15 protein-coding genes and 1 tRNA gene are annotated in these 15,265 nt (G+C 54.2%); 11 read left to right on the forward strand and 5 right to left on the reverse strand.

Going from position 1 to position 15,265, the window contains the following annotated elements:
• Positions 1-156: 156 nt before the first annotated feature.
• From RHI63_RS06645 to RHI63_RS06665, 5 genes are all read left to right on the forward strand, one after another.
• Complete coding sequence (locus RHI63_RS06645; protein WP_024124949.1) at positions 157-339, forward strand: 50S ribosomal protein L32; 183 nt, start codon at positions 157-159, stop codon at positions 337-339.
• A 3-nt stretch (positions 340-342) separates the two neighbouring features.
• The gene (locus RHI63_RS06650; RefSeq protein ID WP_149818048.1) at positions 343-516 is read left to right on the forward strand and encodes a hypothetical protein; all 174 of its coding nucleotides are present in this window, start codon (positions 343-345) and stop codon (positions 514-516) included.
• Between the two features lie 24 nt (positions 517-540).
• Positions 541-1,323 (forward strand): 2,2'-beta-hydroxylase CrtG, encoded by a 783-nt coding sequence (gene crtG / locus RHI63_RS06655; RefSeq protein ID WP_206199488.1) that lies wholly within the window; start codon positions 541-543, stop codon positions 1,321-1,323.
• Positions 1,324-1,394: 71 nt separating this feature from the next.
• Positions 1,395-2,180 carry a hypothetical protein gene (locus RHI63_RS06660; RefSeq protein WP_302676411.1) on the forward strand — a complete coding sequence of 262 codons (786 nt, stop codon included), beginning with the start codon at positions 1,395-1,397 and terminating at the stop codon, positions 2,178-2,180.
• Between the two features lie 110 nt (positions 2,181-2,290).
• On the forward strand, positions 2,291-2,809 hold the full coding sequence (locus tag RHI63_RS06665) for a (2Fe-2S) ferredoxin domain-containing protein (RefSeq protein ID WP_206199490.1): 519 nt from the start codon (positions 2,291-2,293) through the stop codon (positions 2,807-2,809).
• On the opposite strand, the gene RHI63_RS06670 is transcribed toward RHI63_RS06665, so the two are convergent.
• Positions 2,786-5,023 carry a heavy metal translocating P-type ATPase gene (locus RHI63_RS06670; protein ID WP_310821372.1) on the reverse strand — a complete coding sequence of 746 codons (2,238 nt, stop codon included), beginning with the start codon at positions 5,021-5,023 and terminating at the stop codon, positions 2,786-2,788. The two genes, RHI63_RS06665 and RHI63_RS06670, sit on opposite strands and share 24 nt — an antisense overlap.
• A gap of 138 nt (positions 5,024-5,161) precedes the next feature.
• Between RHI63_RS06670 and RHI63_RS06675 the strand changes: the two genes are divergently transcribed.
• The 3 genes from RHI63_RS06675 (at position 5,162) to RHI63_RS06685 (ending at position 6,777) form a co-directional block, all read left to right on the forward strand.
• Positions 5,162-5,761 carry a Uma2 family endonuclease gene (locus tag RHI63_RS06675; RefSeq protein WP_302677856.1) on the forward strand — a complete coding sequence of 200 codons (600 nt, stop codon included), beginning with the start codon at positions 5,162-5,164 and terminating at the stop codon, positions 5,759-5,761.
• A gap of 94 nt (positions 5,762-5,855) precedes the next feature.
• Positions 5,856-6,638 carry an ABC transporter permease gene (locus tag RHI63_RS06680; protein WP_206199492.1) on the forward strand — a complete coding sequence of 261 codons (783 nt, stop codon included), beginning with the start codon at positions 5,856-5,858 and terminating at the stop codon, positions 6,636-6,638.
• A gap of 67 nt (positions 6,639-6,705) precedes the next feature.
• Positions 6,706-6,777, forward strand: a tRNA-Thr gene (locus RHI63_RS06685).
• 45 nt (positions 6,778-6,822) lie between these two features.
• Here the strand turns inward: RHI63_RS06685 and RHI63_RS06690 are convergent.
• Positions 6,823-7,578 carry a sulfite exporter TauE/SafE family protein gene (locus RHI63_RS06690; protein WP_206199493.1) on the reverse strand — a complete coding sequence of 252 codons (756 nt, stop codon included), beginning with the start codon at positions 7,576-7,578 and terminating at the stop codon, positions 6,823-6,825.
• Positions 7,579-7,597: 19 nt separating this feature from the next.
• Entirely contained in the window at positions 7,598-8,959 is a 1,362-nt protein-coding gene (gene trxB, locus RHI63_RS06695) for a thioredoxin-disulfide reductase (protein ID WP_310821373.1), read from the reverse strand.
• A 113-nt stretch (positions 8,960-9,072) separates the two neighbouring features.
• Here trxB and smc point away from each other — a divergent pair, with 113 nt between their 5' ends.
• Both smc and RHI63_RS06705 read left to right on the forward strand, forming a co-directional pair.
• Positions 9,073-12,579 (forward strand): chromosome segregation protein SMC, encoded by a 3,507-nt coding sequence (gene smc, locus RHI63_RS06700; RefSeq protein WP_310822015.1) that lies wholly within the window; start codon positions 9,073-9,075, stop codon positions 12,577-12,579.
• Between the two features lie 121 nt (positions 12,580-12,700).
• Positions 12,701-13,327, forward strand: a complete 627-nt coding sequence (locus RHI63_RS06705; RefSeq protein ID WP_206199496.1) for a DUF3747 domain-containing protein — start codon at positions 12,701-12,703, stop codon at positions 13,325-13,327.
• 2 nt (positions 13,328-13,329) lie between these two features.
• On the opposite strand, the gene smpB is transcribed toward RHI63_RS06705, so the two are convergent.
• The gene (gene smpB / locus RHI63_RS06710) at positions 13,330-13,788 is read right to left on the reverse strand and encodes an SsrA-binding protein SmpB (RefSeq protein WP_206199497.1); all 459 of its coding nucleotides are present in this window, start codon (positions 13,786-13,788) and stop codon (positions 13,330-13,332) included.
• Positions 13,789-13,891: 103 nt separating this feature from the next.
• On the opposite strand from smpB, the gene RHI63_RS06715 reads away from it, so the two are divergent.
• Positions 13,892-14,518, forward strand: a complete 627-nt coding sequence (locus RHI63_RS06715) for a bifunctional 4-hydroxy-2-oxoglutarate aldolase/2-dehydro-3-deoxy-phosphogluconate aldolase (RefSeq protein WP_310821374.1) — start codon at positions 13,892-13,894, stop codon at positions 14,516-14,518.
• Here RHI63_RS06715 and RHI63_RS06720 read toward each other — a convergent pair.
• Complete coding sequence (locus RHI63_RS06720) at positions 14,463-15,161, reverse strand: DUF1997 domain-containing protein (protein ID WP_206199499.1); 699 nt, start codon at positions 15,159-15,161, stop codon at positions 14,463-14,465. The two genes, RHI63_RS06715 and RHI63_RS06720, sit on opposite strands and share 56 nt — an antisense overlap.
• Positions 15,162-15,265 lie beyond the last annotated feature (104 nt).

The following is a 15,265-nucleotide window of genomic DNA, read 5'->3' on the forward strand; positions in this document are numbered from 1 at the left end:
GTATTCCCTTACTGATATTACAAGGGTGGTGTCCCTCTGTGATAGTTTTTTGGTCAAAAAGAGGAACATTGCCCTCCATAGGGGGGAGCGGTGGTTGCCCTAGGGAAGCGTTTGGGATACACTAGTAGATTGCGAAAGTTAGTCCTAGGGATCATCATGGCCTGCCCCAAGAAGAAAACCTCGAAGTCCAAGCGCAGTATGCGTCGTGCGGTCTGGAAGCGCCAAGCTGCCCTTCAAGCGCAACGTGCCCTTTCCATTGGCAAGTCTATTTTGACCGAGCGCGCCCAAGGCTTCTACTTCCCTGAAGCTGAAGAAGAAAACGAAGACGAACAGGAGTAATCCATGGCCACTCCCACGGAGCCAAGCCGCACCCCAAAACTGGAAACCCCCAAGTACGGCTTTAATACTTTTGCTGAGCGGATCAATGGTCGTGCTGCTATGGTTGGTCTTGTGGCTCTTTTGTTATGGGAATATTGGACAGGAGAGGGCTTGCTCCACTGGTTGGGCTGGGTCTAGGGGACGCATTTAGCACTTTTTTGCATGATTCCCTACAACCTCAGTGACCCCCGCCTCTTTGGCATTATGGTTGGGGTCATGTTTTTGATGGTGGTCAGCCGCCTCGTTCTGGTGGCCGGCTTTTTTTCGCTTGTATATGTGGTGGCTCGCTGGACGCCCCTGAGGAAACGGCGGGTCAATTTGCGCCCCTACCAGCGGGGACAGTTTTGGCAGGAGTTTGGCTGGTCGTTGGTGACAGCGGCTATTTTTGCGTTGGCGGGGGCGATCGCCGCAGTGATGTGGCAGCGGGGCTGGACAGCGGTTTATCTAGAGTTAAATTCCCTTTGGGACTACATTTACTTTCCCTTGAGCATTGGCCTTGTGCTGCTGCTTCACGAGACCTATTACTATTGGCTCCATCGCTGGATGCACCAACCGAAAATTTATCGCCGTGTCCATCGGGTGCATCACCATAGCATTGTGGCCTCGCCTTGGACGGCCTTTTCATTTCACCCGTGGGAAGCGCTTCTACAGGCCATTTTCCTGCCGCTGATTATTGTGCTTGTGCCGCTGCACCCCTACGCGATCGTGATTCAGCTCAGCCTGATGACGGTCTCCAGTGTGATCAACCACCTGAATTTAGAGATTTATCCCTGTGGCTTTGCCGAGCATTGGTTGGGACAGTGGTTGATTGGCGCCACCCACCACAGTTTGCACCATAGTCAGTTTCGCTGTAACTATGGCCTCTATTTCACCTTTTGGGATCGCTGGCTGGGGACAGAGAGCCGCGATTACCTGCCCCTGTTTCGCGATCGCACCCAAGGCTGAAGAAAGAATGAATTCTGCATAGGCCAATTGGCCAAGGCGTAGGACAGTTCGTCTAGTTCAGTGGCAGTGAGATGGTCAAGGCACTTTCCTTTCCGATGATGGCGGAGCGGCAACATCCTTTAATTCAGCCGCTACTCACTTGGTCTGATGAAGCACTGATCAAAGCCTTTCAGGAGGAGCGCGATCGCGGCTGCTACTTTGTTGCTCTGTATTGTCGCTATGCCGCCCTTGTCTATAGTGTGCTGCAACACCACGGGCGATCGCCCGTACAAGTGGACTATCTCTTTGCCAAGGTGTGGCATGGGCTATTTTTTAGCCTTGACCGTTTGGAATTTACTCCTGAAGGGGTGAAAATTGGCGATGAGGAAGCTCGCTCCCTGCGCAATTGGATTGTCAACCGCACTGCTACCCTGATTCAAGAGGAACTCCCCGGCATTGAGCACATTACCTATGTCCTGCAGGATGCGCCACCGCCCCTTTGGTGCTACTTAGAAGCCAGCCTTGCCTACTTGAGTCCCCTGAGCCGCCTCGTGCTAGTGACCACCCAAACCTTTCACTGGAACCTTGAGCGCGTGCGCGCCTATTTAGAAGTTCAAGGGGAAACCTACAGCCTTGAGGAACTCAACCAGCATTTAGAAGAGGGGCTAGTACGCATCGCGGAGTATCTGCCGCCGGATATTCGCCAAATTTACTTAATGCCCGATCTCGCTTCAGAGGAACCCCCCACCGTTCAACCCACTCTCGAAGAACTCTTTCCCAATAGCGTTGAGGAAGTGGGCACCCACCTTGAGAGTAACCCGACGGACGCTAGTATTGATAACCTACTGGCAGAGTGGGAGCGGATTCTCTCCAGCTAAGATTATTTTTCCACAGGTGAATCTCACAACGATCTGGGATGCCCCCAAGACCGTCCCTTGTATGCTAGACTCAATTTGTTGAGAAAAATTTCTAACAAGGTTTGACGTTCATGGGTCTGGGTGTTATTGATTTGCCGACATTTTCCCTTGAGGGCACTGTCGAAGCGGTCTTTTATAAGAAGGGGCGACCCAAAGTCGTGATTCTAAAAACCGCCACAGGAACGGTCTGGGTTAAGCTAGAAAAGTCTCTGCGCCGTGAGTTAGCGCAACCCCCCAAGGTGGGCGATCGCCTGCGGTTAGAGGGAATGATCAGCGATAAGTACGATGGCTGGGTCAAGCAATACAAGGCCAGTCATTTAGAATTTTTAGCAACGGCTCAACCCGCAGCGGCAAAGCGTTCTCAGCCCTGTAAGGTGCTCATTTGTCAAAAATCCTCCTGCTGTCGGCGGGGTGCCAAGGAACTCTGGCAAGAACTAGAGGCACAACAGCTCCCCATTGCCCTGAAGGCGACGGGCTGTATGGGGGAATGCAAACGGGGACCCGCGGTGGTTGTCCTGCCCCACAAGAAACGGCTGACCCGCGCCAATGCCCAACAGATTCGCGAGCTAGTTTGCTCGACTGAGGCTTAGGGAATTCAGGACAACGGCAATCGAACTCACAGCCATACAAGCGGCAGCAATTCCGGGGGTGAGACTAAGGCCCCATAGGGGTAATCCAACACCGGCTGCAAGGGGTAAACCGACGATATTGTAGGCCACTGCCCAAAGAAGATTCTGCTGAATTTTGCGGAAGGTGGTGCGGCTAAGGCTTAGCACAGCGAGCACATCCTCTAGATGATTGCGGGTGAGGATAATATCCGCTGCTTCAATGGCCACCTCTGTACCCGTACCAAGGCTAATCCCCACCTGAGCTGCCGTTAGAGCTGGCGCATCATTCATGCCATCCCCGACCATGGCCACGGTTTTGCCTTGGGCTTGCCAACCTTCAATAAGAGCCAGCTTTTGTTGCGGTTGGAGGTCTGTGTGAAGATGGGTTGTGGGTAAGCCTAGTGGTTCTAGGAGTTGCTGTGCGGCTTTGGCCGTGTCTCCCGTCAGCACATGGATCGCATAGCCTTGGGCTTGCAGGGCTTGAACGGTGCTCACTGCCTCTGGGCGCAGGCGATCGCGAAAGGTCACAACGGCAATCAACTGGCGATCGCAGGCCAAGGCCACATGGGTTTCCACTTCTAGGGAGGGGCAGTCAACCCCCTGATCACGCAGCCAACTGAGGCGACCCGCCTGATAGTAATGCCCCTCAATCCAACCGCTGATCCCCAGTCCGAGGGCAGTTTCCACCTCTGTCACCGTTGCTAGCTCTGTTGTCTGGCCGGTCGCAACCCACGCCTTCTGAATCGCCACTGCAAGGGGATGGCGACTCTCGCGCTCTAAACTGGCTAGCAGATACAGCACCTCTTGAGAGGAGTGATCGCCATAGAGGTTGATCTCGGCCACTGCCAGTTCACCGGTCGTCAGTGTGCCCGTCTTATCAAACACAATTGTGTCCAACGTCTGACTGCGCTCAAGAACATCACCACCTCGAATAATTAAGCCTTTGGCAGCGGCGTGACTGGTGCCCACAAGCAGCGCGATCGGGGTGGCAAGGCCAAGGGCACAGGGACAGGCAATCACCAGAACACTCAAGGCTAGCTTTAAGGGCAATAGGGGTGTGCTATTGGTCATTTCTGGGAAGAAATGGGGGGCGATCGCGCTCCAAAAGAGAGCCGTTGCTGCCGCCAAGGCTAGCACCCCATAGCCAAAATAGCCGGCCACCCCATCCGCCATTTGCTGCACCGGTGCTTTGCGATTTTGTGCCTGCACCACGAGGTCTAGAATCTGCCCCAAAAATGAGGCACGACCACAGCGTTCCACCCGTAGGGTAACGGCAGCACCAACATTGCAACTGCCCGCCAGAACGGATGCCCCCACCCCCTTGGCCACCGGTAGAGATTCCCCTGTGAGCATGGATTCATCCACCAGGGTTTCCCCGGTCACAATCGTGCCATCGGCAGGAAAGGGTTCTCCAGCATCTACCCACAGCCAGTCCCCGACTTGGATACGACTGACGGGAATGGGCCAGCGATCGCTAGCGGTCAAACTGGGTTGCCATAGCGCCTGTTGTGGCTGAAGCGCAAGGAGGGATCGCAAGTCCCGTTGTGCCTGTTGACGTACCCGTTGCTCCAGCGATCGCCCCAGCAAAATAAAGCCAAGGATCATCACCGGTTCATCAAAGAAACACGCCCAGCCCAAGGCCGGCCAGAGCCACGCCACCGTACTCGTGAGGTAAGCCCCCAAGGCGCCAAGAGCCACCAGCGTATTCATATTCGGGCGACGTTGGAACAGGCCCATCATTCCTTCCCGCAGAATTTCCCACCCCGGTAGGACAAGGGCAATGGTTGCTAGCCCCCAATGCCAGATCATTGCCTCTAACATGGGCCAGTGCCCCGGCAGCAGATCAATCCCGTGGCCGACACTGGAGAGAACAAGGAGCACAAGGGCGATCGCCAACCTTGGCAAAGAGGTTTCCTCAGAGGCCGTGGGCAGTTCCAAAAGGGCATTGGCTTCTGCGAGGGTGGCTTGAAAGCGACCTTGGTTCAGGCTCTCGACAATGGCGCTGGGGGTCGTCTCAGCGGGGGAATAGGTGACAACGGCGGTTCCCGTGACCAGATTGACTGCCGCAGCATCTACGCCCGGCTGCTCTTTTAACTGATTTTCCAGCGATCGCACGCAGCCAGCACAACGCAAGCCGCTCACCCGCAGGATGGCTACCTCAGGGGCGTGAGAATCAACACTTGAACTTAGGGACACGTCGCACCCTCTCCAAAAAGAACTACGTTCAATCTCCTAACTGCGTCCCCACCGCCTATTGTGGCACGTTGGCTTTGGGATGTCAGGGAAAGGGCGAGCTATCCTAAAGAAGTGAGGTTTTCACGAGAAATACAGAGAATGGTGACTGCCAAGGAGACGGGCGATCGCTATTTCACACCAGAAGAATACTTCGCGTGGGAAGAGCAGCAGTTAGAAAGGCATGAGTTGATTGATGGTTACGTGTATGCGATGGCGGGTGGTACAAGAAACCACAGCGATATTGCTGGTAACTTTTTGTTAATTATTAAATCCCACTTACGGGGTAAAGGCTGCAAAACCTATACTTCTGATTGTCGCGTGAATATTTTTGAGACATCGAATTTTACCTATCCCGATCTGAGTGTCACCTGTGACGATCGCGATCGCCAGAGTCCCTTTTTCATCACTTATCCCTGTCTGATTGTGGAAGTGCTCTCACCCGCCACCGAAGCCTACGATCGCGGCAAAAAGTTTGATCTCTACCGTCGTAACCCCAACCTCGTGGATTATGTGCTCGCTAGCTCAGAGGAAATGGCGATCGACATTTACCAGAAAAATGAAGGGGGGGATTGGCTGCTGCGCTGCTACCGCGCGGGCGATCGCGTTGAGTTGAGGAGCATTGACCTCAAAGTGCCTATTGAACAGTTTTATGAAGACGTTGACCTCTCTGCCCCCGCCGTAGATACCACTGCTCCGTGAAACGGCAAGCGGCTCTCCCTATGAACGCCGAGGCTATCGAAAAAGCAAAATTGGGTATTCTTTGAGAGGAGAGTAAATTCAAGGGGTACCAGACATGTTGCCGTTAACGGTGAGTCGCCTCTGGACAATTAGCCGTAATGTTTTCAATGAAACCCTGCGGGAGCGGGTTCTTTACGTCACTGCTGTTTTTGCCATTGGCCTCGCCTTGGCGGTTGTGATTTTGGGACAGGTGTCAGCAGGCACCCAAGACAAAATTAGCCTTGATGTGGGGATGGCAGGAATTTCCCTCTTTGGCTTGCTGATTGCTGCCTTTGTCGGGGGTGGTCTGCTCAATAAAGAGATAGAAAAGCGCACGATCTTAGTGATGTTGGCGAAACCCATCAGTCGCGCGGAATTTATTATTGGCAAACATTTGGGTCTATCGGCGGTTCTGCTGGTACTGGTAGCACTGATGACGCTGATTCTGTTTATTCTGATGAGCTTGAATCAGTTTGCCTATCCCGCAGGACCTTTGATGGTGACCTCTTTCTACATTGCGCTGCAACTCGCCCTCTTGACGGCAGCCGCTTTGCTCTTTGGCAGTTTCACCAGTTCATTGATTGCCACGCTGTTAACGGTGGCACTGTACTTTATGGGGCACTTTAGTCAAAACTTGGTGATCCTCAGCCAAAAGATGGAGAGTGATGCCGTACGGCAACTGATGCAGTTTCTCTATCTGATCTTTCCCGATTTATCCCGCTTGGATTTTAAGAATACAGCGGTCTATGGCATGCTGCCCTCTGTACCAGAACTCGTGGCCAATGCCTTCTATGGCGTGATTTATACGGTAGCACTGCTGGCGATCGCCACTTGGATTTTCTCCCGTCGCAATTTTTAAGAAAAACCCACCGCCCCGCTGTGCAATTGCTCCCCCAATGGGCTATGATAAAGCTCTGGGAATTTTTGCCCGTGTAGCTCAGTGGTAGAGCACACCCTTGGTAAGGGTGAGGTCACGAGTTCAATCCTCGTCACGGGCTTTGTTGGGCAAATCTCATGGAAGTTGCCATCGCGAGTGGGGGCATTTATCGCTGTCGCTGCCAGTAAATGAGTGCCAGTACGACGGCCAAAAGAACCACTGTACGGCGTAACAGCAGCGGGTTAACCGCACGGGCAAATTTACCCCCCAAAAGTCCGCCAACAATGGCAGCGATCGCCATCCCCAAGGCAACGGGCCACACCACCTCCCCCGATACAACAAAAAACGCGGCAGCGGCAACATTGATTCCAAAGGCCAAAATGTGCTTCAAGCCATTGAGGCGCGTCAAGCTTTCCCCGAGAACAATGCCCAGCACGGCGAGTAGAATCACACTCACCCCCGCGCCAAAATAGCCGCCATAGACCGCCGCTAAAAACACAAGGGGAATAGCTCCCACTTCAGATACGGCTGGCGCACTGATTCGCCGCAGTAACCAAGCCCGCACCTGCTCCTGAATCCCCAAGAGGACGGCGGCCAAAAGCAGCAAATAGGGAATCAAGGCATTAAAGAGTGCCTCGTTGGTGTGCAACAGTAACATTGCCCCTGTGATGCCCCCGGCCACCGCACTGGGAAAGAGCCAACCAAGGCGCCGTTGCTGACCCTTCAGATCCTGCCGTTGCGCCACTGTCGCCCCCAAATAACCGGGTACCAAAGCCACCGTGCTGGTGAGATTGGCAACCACTGGCGGCAAGCCGATCGCCACCAAGGCAGGAAAACTAATCAGTGTTCCCCCACCGGCAATGGCATTGACAAAGCCCGCCGCCAGACCTGCAACGGTCAGCAGTCCGATCCCGCTGATCATGCCCCTGACTAGCTAGAGCCTAAGCAAGGTAGCGTTGGATGGTCTCGCGGTACTGACTCTTGGGTTTCATCCCCACGATCACTTCTAGGAGTTCTTTGTTCTTGAAGAGTTGAATCGTGGGTGTACTGGTAACCCCTGCTTGCTCGGCGATCGCGCTATCTTCAGTAATGTCAATTTCAATCAGCTGCACCCTGCCATCGAACTCCTCGACTAGGCGATCCAAAATCGGCTTGAGGGTGTGGCACGGGCCACAGGTGGGCGAGACATATTTCACCAGCAGCAGGCGATCGCTCTCGTGGAAAAGCTTGCGCAAGGCATAGCTACCCCGATGCTTAATGGCATTGGGATCAAACGCCTGTTCTGGGGAGGTCGTAGGTTTCGTCGTTTCTGCGGGTTTGGTTTCGGTTTCCGTTTGGTGAAACTCCTGAATTAGCCCCCGCGCCGAGAGCCAGCGTTCCGCATCAAGGGCGGCCATACAGCCACTGCCTGCCGCTGTTACTGCTTGGCGGTATTCATGGTCTTGAACATCCCCTGCGGCAAAGACCCCTGCCACATTCGTTTGTGTCCCGTGGTGGGTGACGATATAGCCCACACTATCCAATTCCAGAAAATCTTTGAAGAGTTGGGTGTTGGGGGTATGACCAATGGCGTAGAATAGGCCGCGCACCGGCAGGACGGATTCTTCCCCTGTGGCTTTATTGATAATCCGCAGACCCGTCATTAAATTGCCATCGCCAAGGATTTCCCGTGCTTCAGTTTGCCAGTGAACCGTAATTTTAGGATTGGCAAACACGCGATCCTGCATCGCCTTACTAGCGCGCATTTTGTCACTACGCACAAGAAGATGGACGTGGGAGCCATATTTAGTGAGATAGACTGCTTCCTCCGCTGCACTATCACCGCCGCCAATCACCGCCAACTCGACATCCTTGAAAATCGGCGTTGCCCCATCACAAATGGCACAGGCGGAGACCCCCTTAGTCCAATACTGCTCTTCGCCGGGGAGATGGAGTCGTTTGGCCGTGGCACCCGTACAGATAATGACGCTGTGGGCATAGACCTGCCGCTCTGCTGAGCTAATGAGAAAGGGGCGTTGACTAAAATCCACCTGAATCACATCTTCAGTGACCATTTCTGTGCCCCAGCGCTCTGCTTGCGCCTTCATCCGTGCCATCAGTTGCGGCCCTTGAATGCCTTCCGGAAAGCCGGGAAAGTTTTCCACTTCGGTGGTGGTCATGAGTTGTCCCCCCGGCAGCCCCCCAATTTGATAGCCTTCAAACATAAAGGGCTTGAGGTTGGCGCGAGCGGCATAGATGGCTGCTGTGTAGCCCGCAGGGCCAGAACCAATAATGACAACGTTTTCAATCCGTGGCGGTGTCATGGCTAAAACAAACTCGAAACGACTATGAGTTATTTGATTTTAGCTTGATTTTCCGTGGCAAACAAGGGAAGCATCTTTGGGCATAATGAAACGGTTAGGCACGCTCCTTGGCTGTGTATATCAAGCAGTTAGAACTCACGAATTTTAAGTCCTTTGGCGGCACAACCGTGATTCCGCTGCTGCCGGGGTTTACGGTCATTTCAGGCCCCAATGGCTCAGGGAAGTCGAACCTCTTGGATGCGTTGCTGTTTGCCCTTGGCCTTGCGGGGTCTAAGGGGATGCGGGCAGAACGATTGCCAGATTTGGTGAACCATAGCCAAACGCGGCGTGGCCATAGTGTGGTCGAAACGCGAGTCACAGTGACCTTTGCACTGGATGCTGAAACGGAATGGCGGGTAACGCGGCGACTGCGGGTAACCAAGCAGGGCACCTATACCTCTACCTATGCGGTGAACGATCAACCCTGTACCCTCAATGAACTTCACGAGCAGTTGCAGGCATTTTGTATCTATCCCCAAGGCTATAACGTGGTCTTGCAGGGGGATGTCACCAGTATCATTTCTATGAATGCCAAGGCGCGGCGGGAAATTATTGACGAACTAGCGGGGGTGGCAGATTTTGACCGCAAGATTGCCCAAGCACGGGAAAAACTAGAGACCGTCAAGGAGCGCGAAGAGCGCTTTCGCATTGTTGAGCAGGAACTCATCCAACAGCGCGATCGCCTGCAACGGGATCGCCTGCAAGCGGAAAAATATCAAGCCCTACGGCTAGAACTGCAAGAGCGAGAGCAATGGCTGTTGGTGCGCCAATGGCAAGCCCAGGAAGCGCAAAAGGTGCAACTACAAACACAGATTCAGACGCTACAAAAAGAACAAGCCCAACGCCAAGAGCAACTGCAACAAAAGGCACGGGAGATGGCAGCGGCAACGGTTACGCTAGAACAACTCAATCAACAGGTGAAAGCCCTCGGCGAAGAAACGTACCTCCGCCTGCAAGCAGCGTTGGCGGATCTCCACGCCCAACAGCGGCAGTGTCAACGCCAGCAAACAGCCTACCAACAGCAGCAGGCACAGTTGGCAGAACAACTCCAGCAACGGCAAGCTCAGTACCACAGTCAACGGTTGCAGCAACAGCAACTTACTCAAGAGTTAGAACAGCAACAGGGCGATCGCCCCCCCTTAGTGACAGCCGTTGCCACCAGCCAAGCCACCCTCGACGCCCTACGGCAGCAAGCTCAGGAGTTGAATACGGCAGCCCAAGCTTGGTTTCAGGAGCACAGCCAGCGACGGCAGCGGATTGATGCCCTGATCCACGAACTGGAACCGAGTCGCAGTGAACTCTCTCGCCTTCAGGAGCGATCGCAACAATTGCGGCAACGGCAGGGGGAATTGCACCAAGCGGCCACCAGTTTAGAAGCTCAACAATTGGAATTGCAAGACGCGCTCACAAAAGCTGCAGCAGCAGTCCAACAAGAGGAGCAGCAACTACAAAACCTCGCCCAACAACTGGCCACAGCTCAGCAACAATTGAGCTTAACAGAAGAAACCTATCAACGCCTTGAGCGAGAACAGCGCCAAAAGCAGCGAGAACTGGATCAACTGGAAGCACGGCAACAGGCGGTTCAGGAAAGCCAAGGGAGTTTTGCGGCGCGGCTCATTTTAAGTGCTGATCTCCCCGGCGTGTTTGGGCTGGTGGCACAGCTCGGTCAAGTGGAACCCCGCTATCAACTGGCCTTGGAAATTGCGGCCGGGGCACGCCTAGGCAATATCGTTGTGGCGGATGACAGTGTGGCGGCAGCAGCGATCGCCATCCTGAAGCGGGAACGGGCTGGTAGAGCGACATTTTTGCCCCTGAACAAGATGGCACGTCCCAAGACCCTACCCCTTATCTCCTTGGCAGGCTGTATTGACTATGCCTTGAATCTTGTGACCTTTGAGCCGCAATATGCCCCCATTTTTGCCTACGTGTTTGGCAGTACGCTGGTCTTTGAGAGCCTTGAGGCGGCGCGACCCTACCTAGGGCAATATCGGATGGTCACCCTAGAGGGAGACTTGCTAGAACCCTCAGGGGCAATGACCGGGGGTAGCTATAGTCGCACAAATACCCTCCGTTTTGGTCAGGGAGCCACCCCCCAAGAATCGGCAGAAGTCCAACAACTGCGCGATCGCCTTGGGGAACTGGAACGCCTCTTAGATCGCCTCATTCAAGAGCGCACGCAAAAACAGGGGAGAGTGAATGAGCTGAGCCAAGCCCTGAGTGACGCCCGCCAAAGCCATCGCGATCGCCAGCGGCAATGGGAGCAACTTCAGCAGCAACAGCAGCACCTCAACCGCCAGCAAGCAGACTTAGCGCGCCAACAGCAGCACCTTAGCCAAGAGTTAACCGCCGCAGAGACTGAACTCGCGCACCTAGAGGCTCGTCTTCCTGAACTCGAAGCAGAACTCGCCGCCGAACGCCTTGCCCTCAATGCCCTTGAAGCCAATCCCAGCCATCAGCAGTGGCAGCAGCTTCAGGAACAGCTTCAGGCACAGGAAAAAATTCACGCCGACCATGTGGCCGCCCTGCAAGCGGTGGATCAAGCCTTGGGCGATCGCCACCGTCAACTCGAGCAACTAGCACGAGACCTAAAACAAACAGAACAGGAGATTCAGCGACTGCACCAAGCCCAACAGGAGACGCTTTGTCAGCAGCAAGCCCTCGATCAGATGCTTGGGGACTTAGCGACGCAAACTCAAAGCACGCAAACTGCCTTGAGGGAATTGGACGCCCGCCTTGGCCACCTCAAGGGCGATCGCGATCGCCAAGACTACCAACTACGACAGCAGCAAAAGGACTACCAACAACTGGAATGGCAATACCAAAAAGCCAGCGACACCCTCACCACGCTGCAAGCCCAACTTCAGGAATTCAGCACCATCGAGGCACCCCCTTTACCCCAGCCATGGCCGGAAGTGCCCGCCAATCTCTCCCTCAGCGACATTCAACAGCAGTGCCAAGCCCTCGAAAAACAGCTGCGTGCCATGGAACCCGTCAATATGTTGGCGATTCAGGAATTTGAGGAAACACAAGGGCGGCTTAATGAGCTACAGGAGAAGCTCGCCGTTCTAGAAGCGGAGCGCACGGAGATCCTACTGCGGATTGAGAACTTCACCACCCTGCGTCAGCAGTCCTTCCGTGAAGCTTTTGATGCCGTCAATGCCAACTTCCAAACCATTTTTGCCACCCTCTCCGAGGGTGATGGCTATCTGCAACTGGAAAGTCCTGAGGATCCCTTTGCCGGGGGTCTGAATCTGGTGGCACATCCCAAGGGGAAACCCGTACAACGCTTGGCCTCAATGTCGGGGGGAGAAAAATCCCTCACGGCCCTCAGTTTTATCTTTGCCCTACAACGCTATCGCCCTTCCCCCTTCTATGCCTTTGATGAGGTGGATATGTTTCTCGATGGTGCCAATGTTGAGCGCCTTGCCAAAATGATTCAGCAGCAGAGCCAAGAGGCACAGTTTATTGTTGTCAGTCTGCGGCGACCAATGATTGAAGCGGCTCAGCGCACGATTGGCGTCACCCAAGCGCGGGGTCAACATACCCAAGTGATTGGCCTCGATTTGACCGCTCACCATTGATGCCTAACGGTGGCTGAAAAATAATTCCTAGATTTTCGATAGTTGATCGGCGTGGATCGTAGAGGAACAGTAGAATCCATTTAACTGTCAAAACCTCGAAGTTCTGCTGAGGAGTGTCCCTATGAAATACTGGCAAAAATTTGGCCTGAGCTTACTGACGGTGGCCTGTTTGGGAACAATTGCCCCTCGACCTGCCCAAGCCAATATGTTTACACAAACGGAAGTGGATCAAAGCCGCTATGTGGTGATGGCTGTGCCCCTTGCCCGCGGTGGCTATCGCCTCTTAGTGGTGGAGCAAATTAAGGATACTCGTCCCTGCTGGAGTGAGTCGGGCAGCAACCCCGTGGTGATTGACCCACTGTTGACGACGTTTGACTTTACGGGCATTTGTGGGCGGGCTACGGATAGCAATGGCTACTCGATTCGGGTGGCGCAACAGGATTTAGGGTTGCAGTATGGTCTGCGCATTGAACAGGGGGATGGCGAGTTACTCCTTGTTGGCAGTAGCAATCGCGGTGGCCCGCGTATGGTCATTGGCCGCACCCACGGTATGCAGGAAGGGCAATTTCTCAAGTTTCATCTGGAACCCACTTGGCGGCTAACGCGGCGCACCTATGAGGGGCAAGTGCTGGGTCATGTGTATTTCACCAATGACTCTTGGGAAGCAGCAACCGGGAGTATCCCTGCCCCTGCAACGCCCATCGGCACGGAAACCAACATTGATCCCATACCCACTCCCCAAAGCTAGGTTTACCGCTGCTTCATTGCCCGCTCCATCTCCCGTTTATCTTGGCGCTGCTTGAGGTCTTGGCGTTTGTCGTGGAGCTTCTTACCACGGGCTAGCCCTAGGGAAACCTTGACCCGCCCATTTTTTAGGTAAAGCTTCAGGGGCACAAGGGTTAGCCCCTTTTGTTCCACCTTGCCCACTAGCTTGCGAATTTCCTGTTTGTGGAGAAGGAGCTTGCGATCGCGCAGGGGGTCATGGTTGTAGGATTGGTTAGTGCTCTCATGGGGCGAAATGTGCACATTCATCAACCAAACTTCACCATTGCGGATGCGGGCAAAGCCATCCCGTAAATTCACCTTGCCAGCCCGAATGGATTTGACCTCAGTGCCAAGTAACACGAGACCACATTCATAGGTTTCCAGAATTTCGTATTGGAAGCGCGCTTGGCGATTTTCACTCAGGACTTTAACGCTATCACCCATTTGAGACTCACAAGGGTATTGCCAATATACCGTAGTTTAGGGGTAGGCGGAGTTTTCATCTTATCACTGCCCTCCCACCCCCCTGCTCAATGGTTATGACGCTATGCCCAAGCCGCAGCAGTTAGCGTTTTTGCAAGGCCTGCCTTTGATTGCAGTGGTGCGTGCTGCTCATCCTACTGCAGCGATCGCCCACGCTCAAGTCTGTATCCAAGCGGGCTTCACCTGCCTAGAGGTGACTTGGACAACCCCCGATGCTGCTGGCGTCTTGCAACAACTCCGTCAAGACGCTCCCCACTGCACCATTGGCGCTGCGAGCCTGCAAAACCCAGAAATGGTTAAAGGAGCGATCGCTGCTGGCGCACAATTTTTAGTGACCCCCCATACAGCCCTAGAGGTGGTGCCCCTCGCAAAGGCGGCCAATTGTCCTCTGATTTTGGGGGCATTAACGCCAACGGAAATTCTCCACGCTTGGCAAGCCGGGGCAACGGCAGTGAAGGTTTTTCCAGTGATGGCGGTGGGGGGGGCGAGCTATCTACGCGCCTTGCGACCCTTGTTGGCTGAGATTCCCCTGATTCCCTGTGGCGGTATTGGTTGGGGGGATGTGGTACCCCTCTGGAAAGCGGGGGCGATCGCCATTGGTATGGGCAGTCAACTGGGTACGGATGTCACAATGCTCAAGCAGCAGGTGGCTCAGGCTCGTCAGGCGTATCAGGCACTGGCGCAGGGGTAAGGGTGCGCACCCGCTCAGCATGGAACCGTTTGCGGCGCCAGCGTTTGCCCAAATCGAGGCCAATGGTTTTGTGGAAATCATCCTGCACCTTTGCCGTGAGGCGGTAGGACACTTGGCGGACAATTTGAGCCAAGACGCGATTGCCTGTCCCTTGAATCAGGCCATGGGGCAAACGGTAGATAAACCGCGGAAAGTACATTTCCACCCGCAAATCCAATTCCCAATTGACCCGCGTGTAATCAATGACATTCAGCGCCAACAGGTCGCTATCCGTCTCAGGGGTGGCTCGCATCGGTACCAAGGCCATGGCCGCTTGAAAATTCACCTCATAGTTCAAAAACGGCTGTTCGGGCACAGGAATTGTTTCAATGCGATAGACCCCCTGCTCTTGGGGCAGTAGGTGCAGTCCAATTTTGGGTTCCACTTCATAGCCATGGGAACCATAGCGGCCAATGGTGAGAATGTAGCCATGCTTGCCCACAGGTTCTGTTTTCATGGGATGGGCGCAGCGGTGAAACCATTCTTGGTGATTGTTCAAATAGGTCTCGTAGCGTTGAACGGGCGCATAGACTTCCATCCAGCCTTGGAATTGGTTGTGAAAAATAAAGGGGGGTAGCTTTGTCCCCTCTTGGGCATCGGTCATAGTATTAGATCAGCATTTGGTGATTTTGATCCTGACATACGGCTGGGGGCGATCGATCGCTACTGCGGGGAACCTTGGAAATATTGTCCCTGTCCAATGGTTGG

It is taken from the genome of Thermosynechococcus sp. GLH187 (assembly GCF_031583395.1).
Classification (GTDB): domain Bacteria; phylum Cyanobacteriota; class Cyanobacteriia; order Thermosynechococcales; family Thermosynechococcaceae; genus Thermosynechococcus.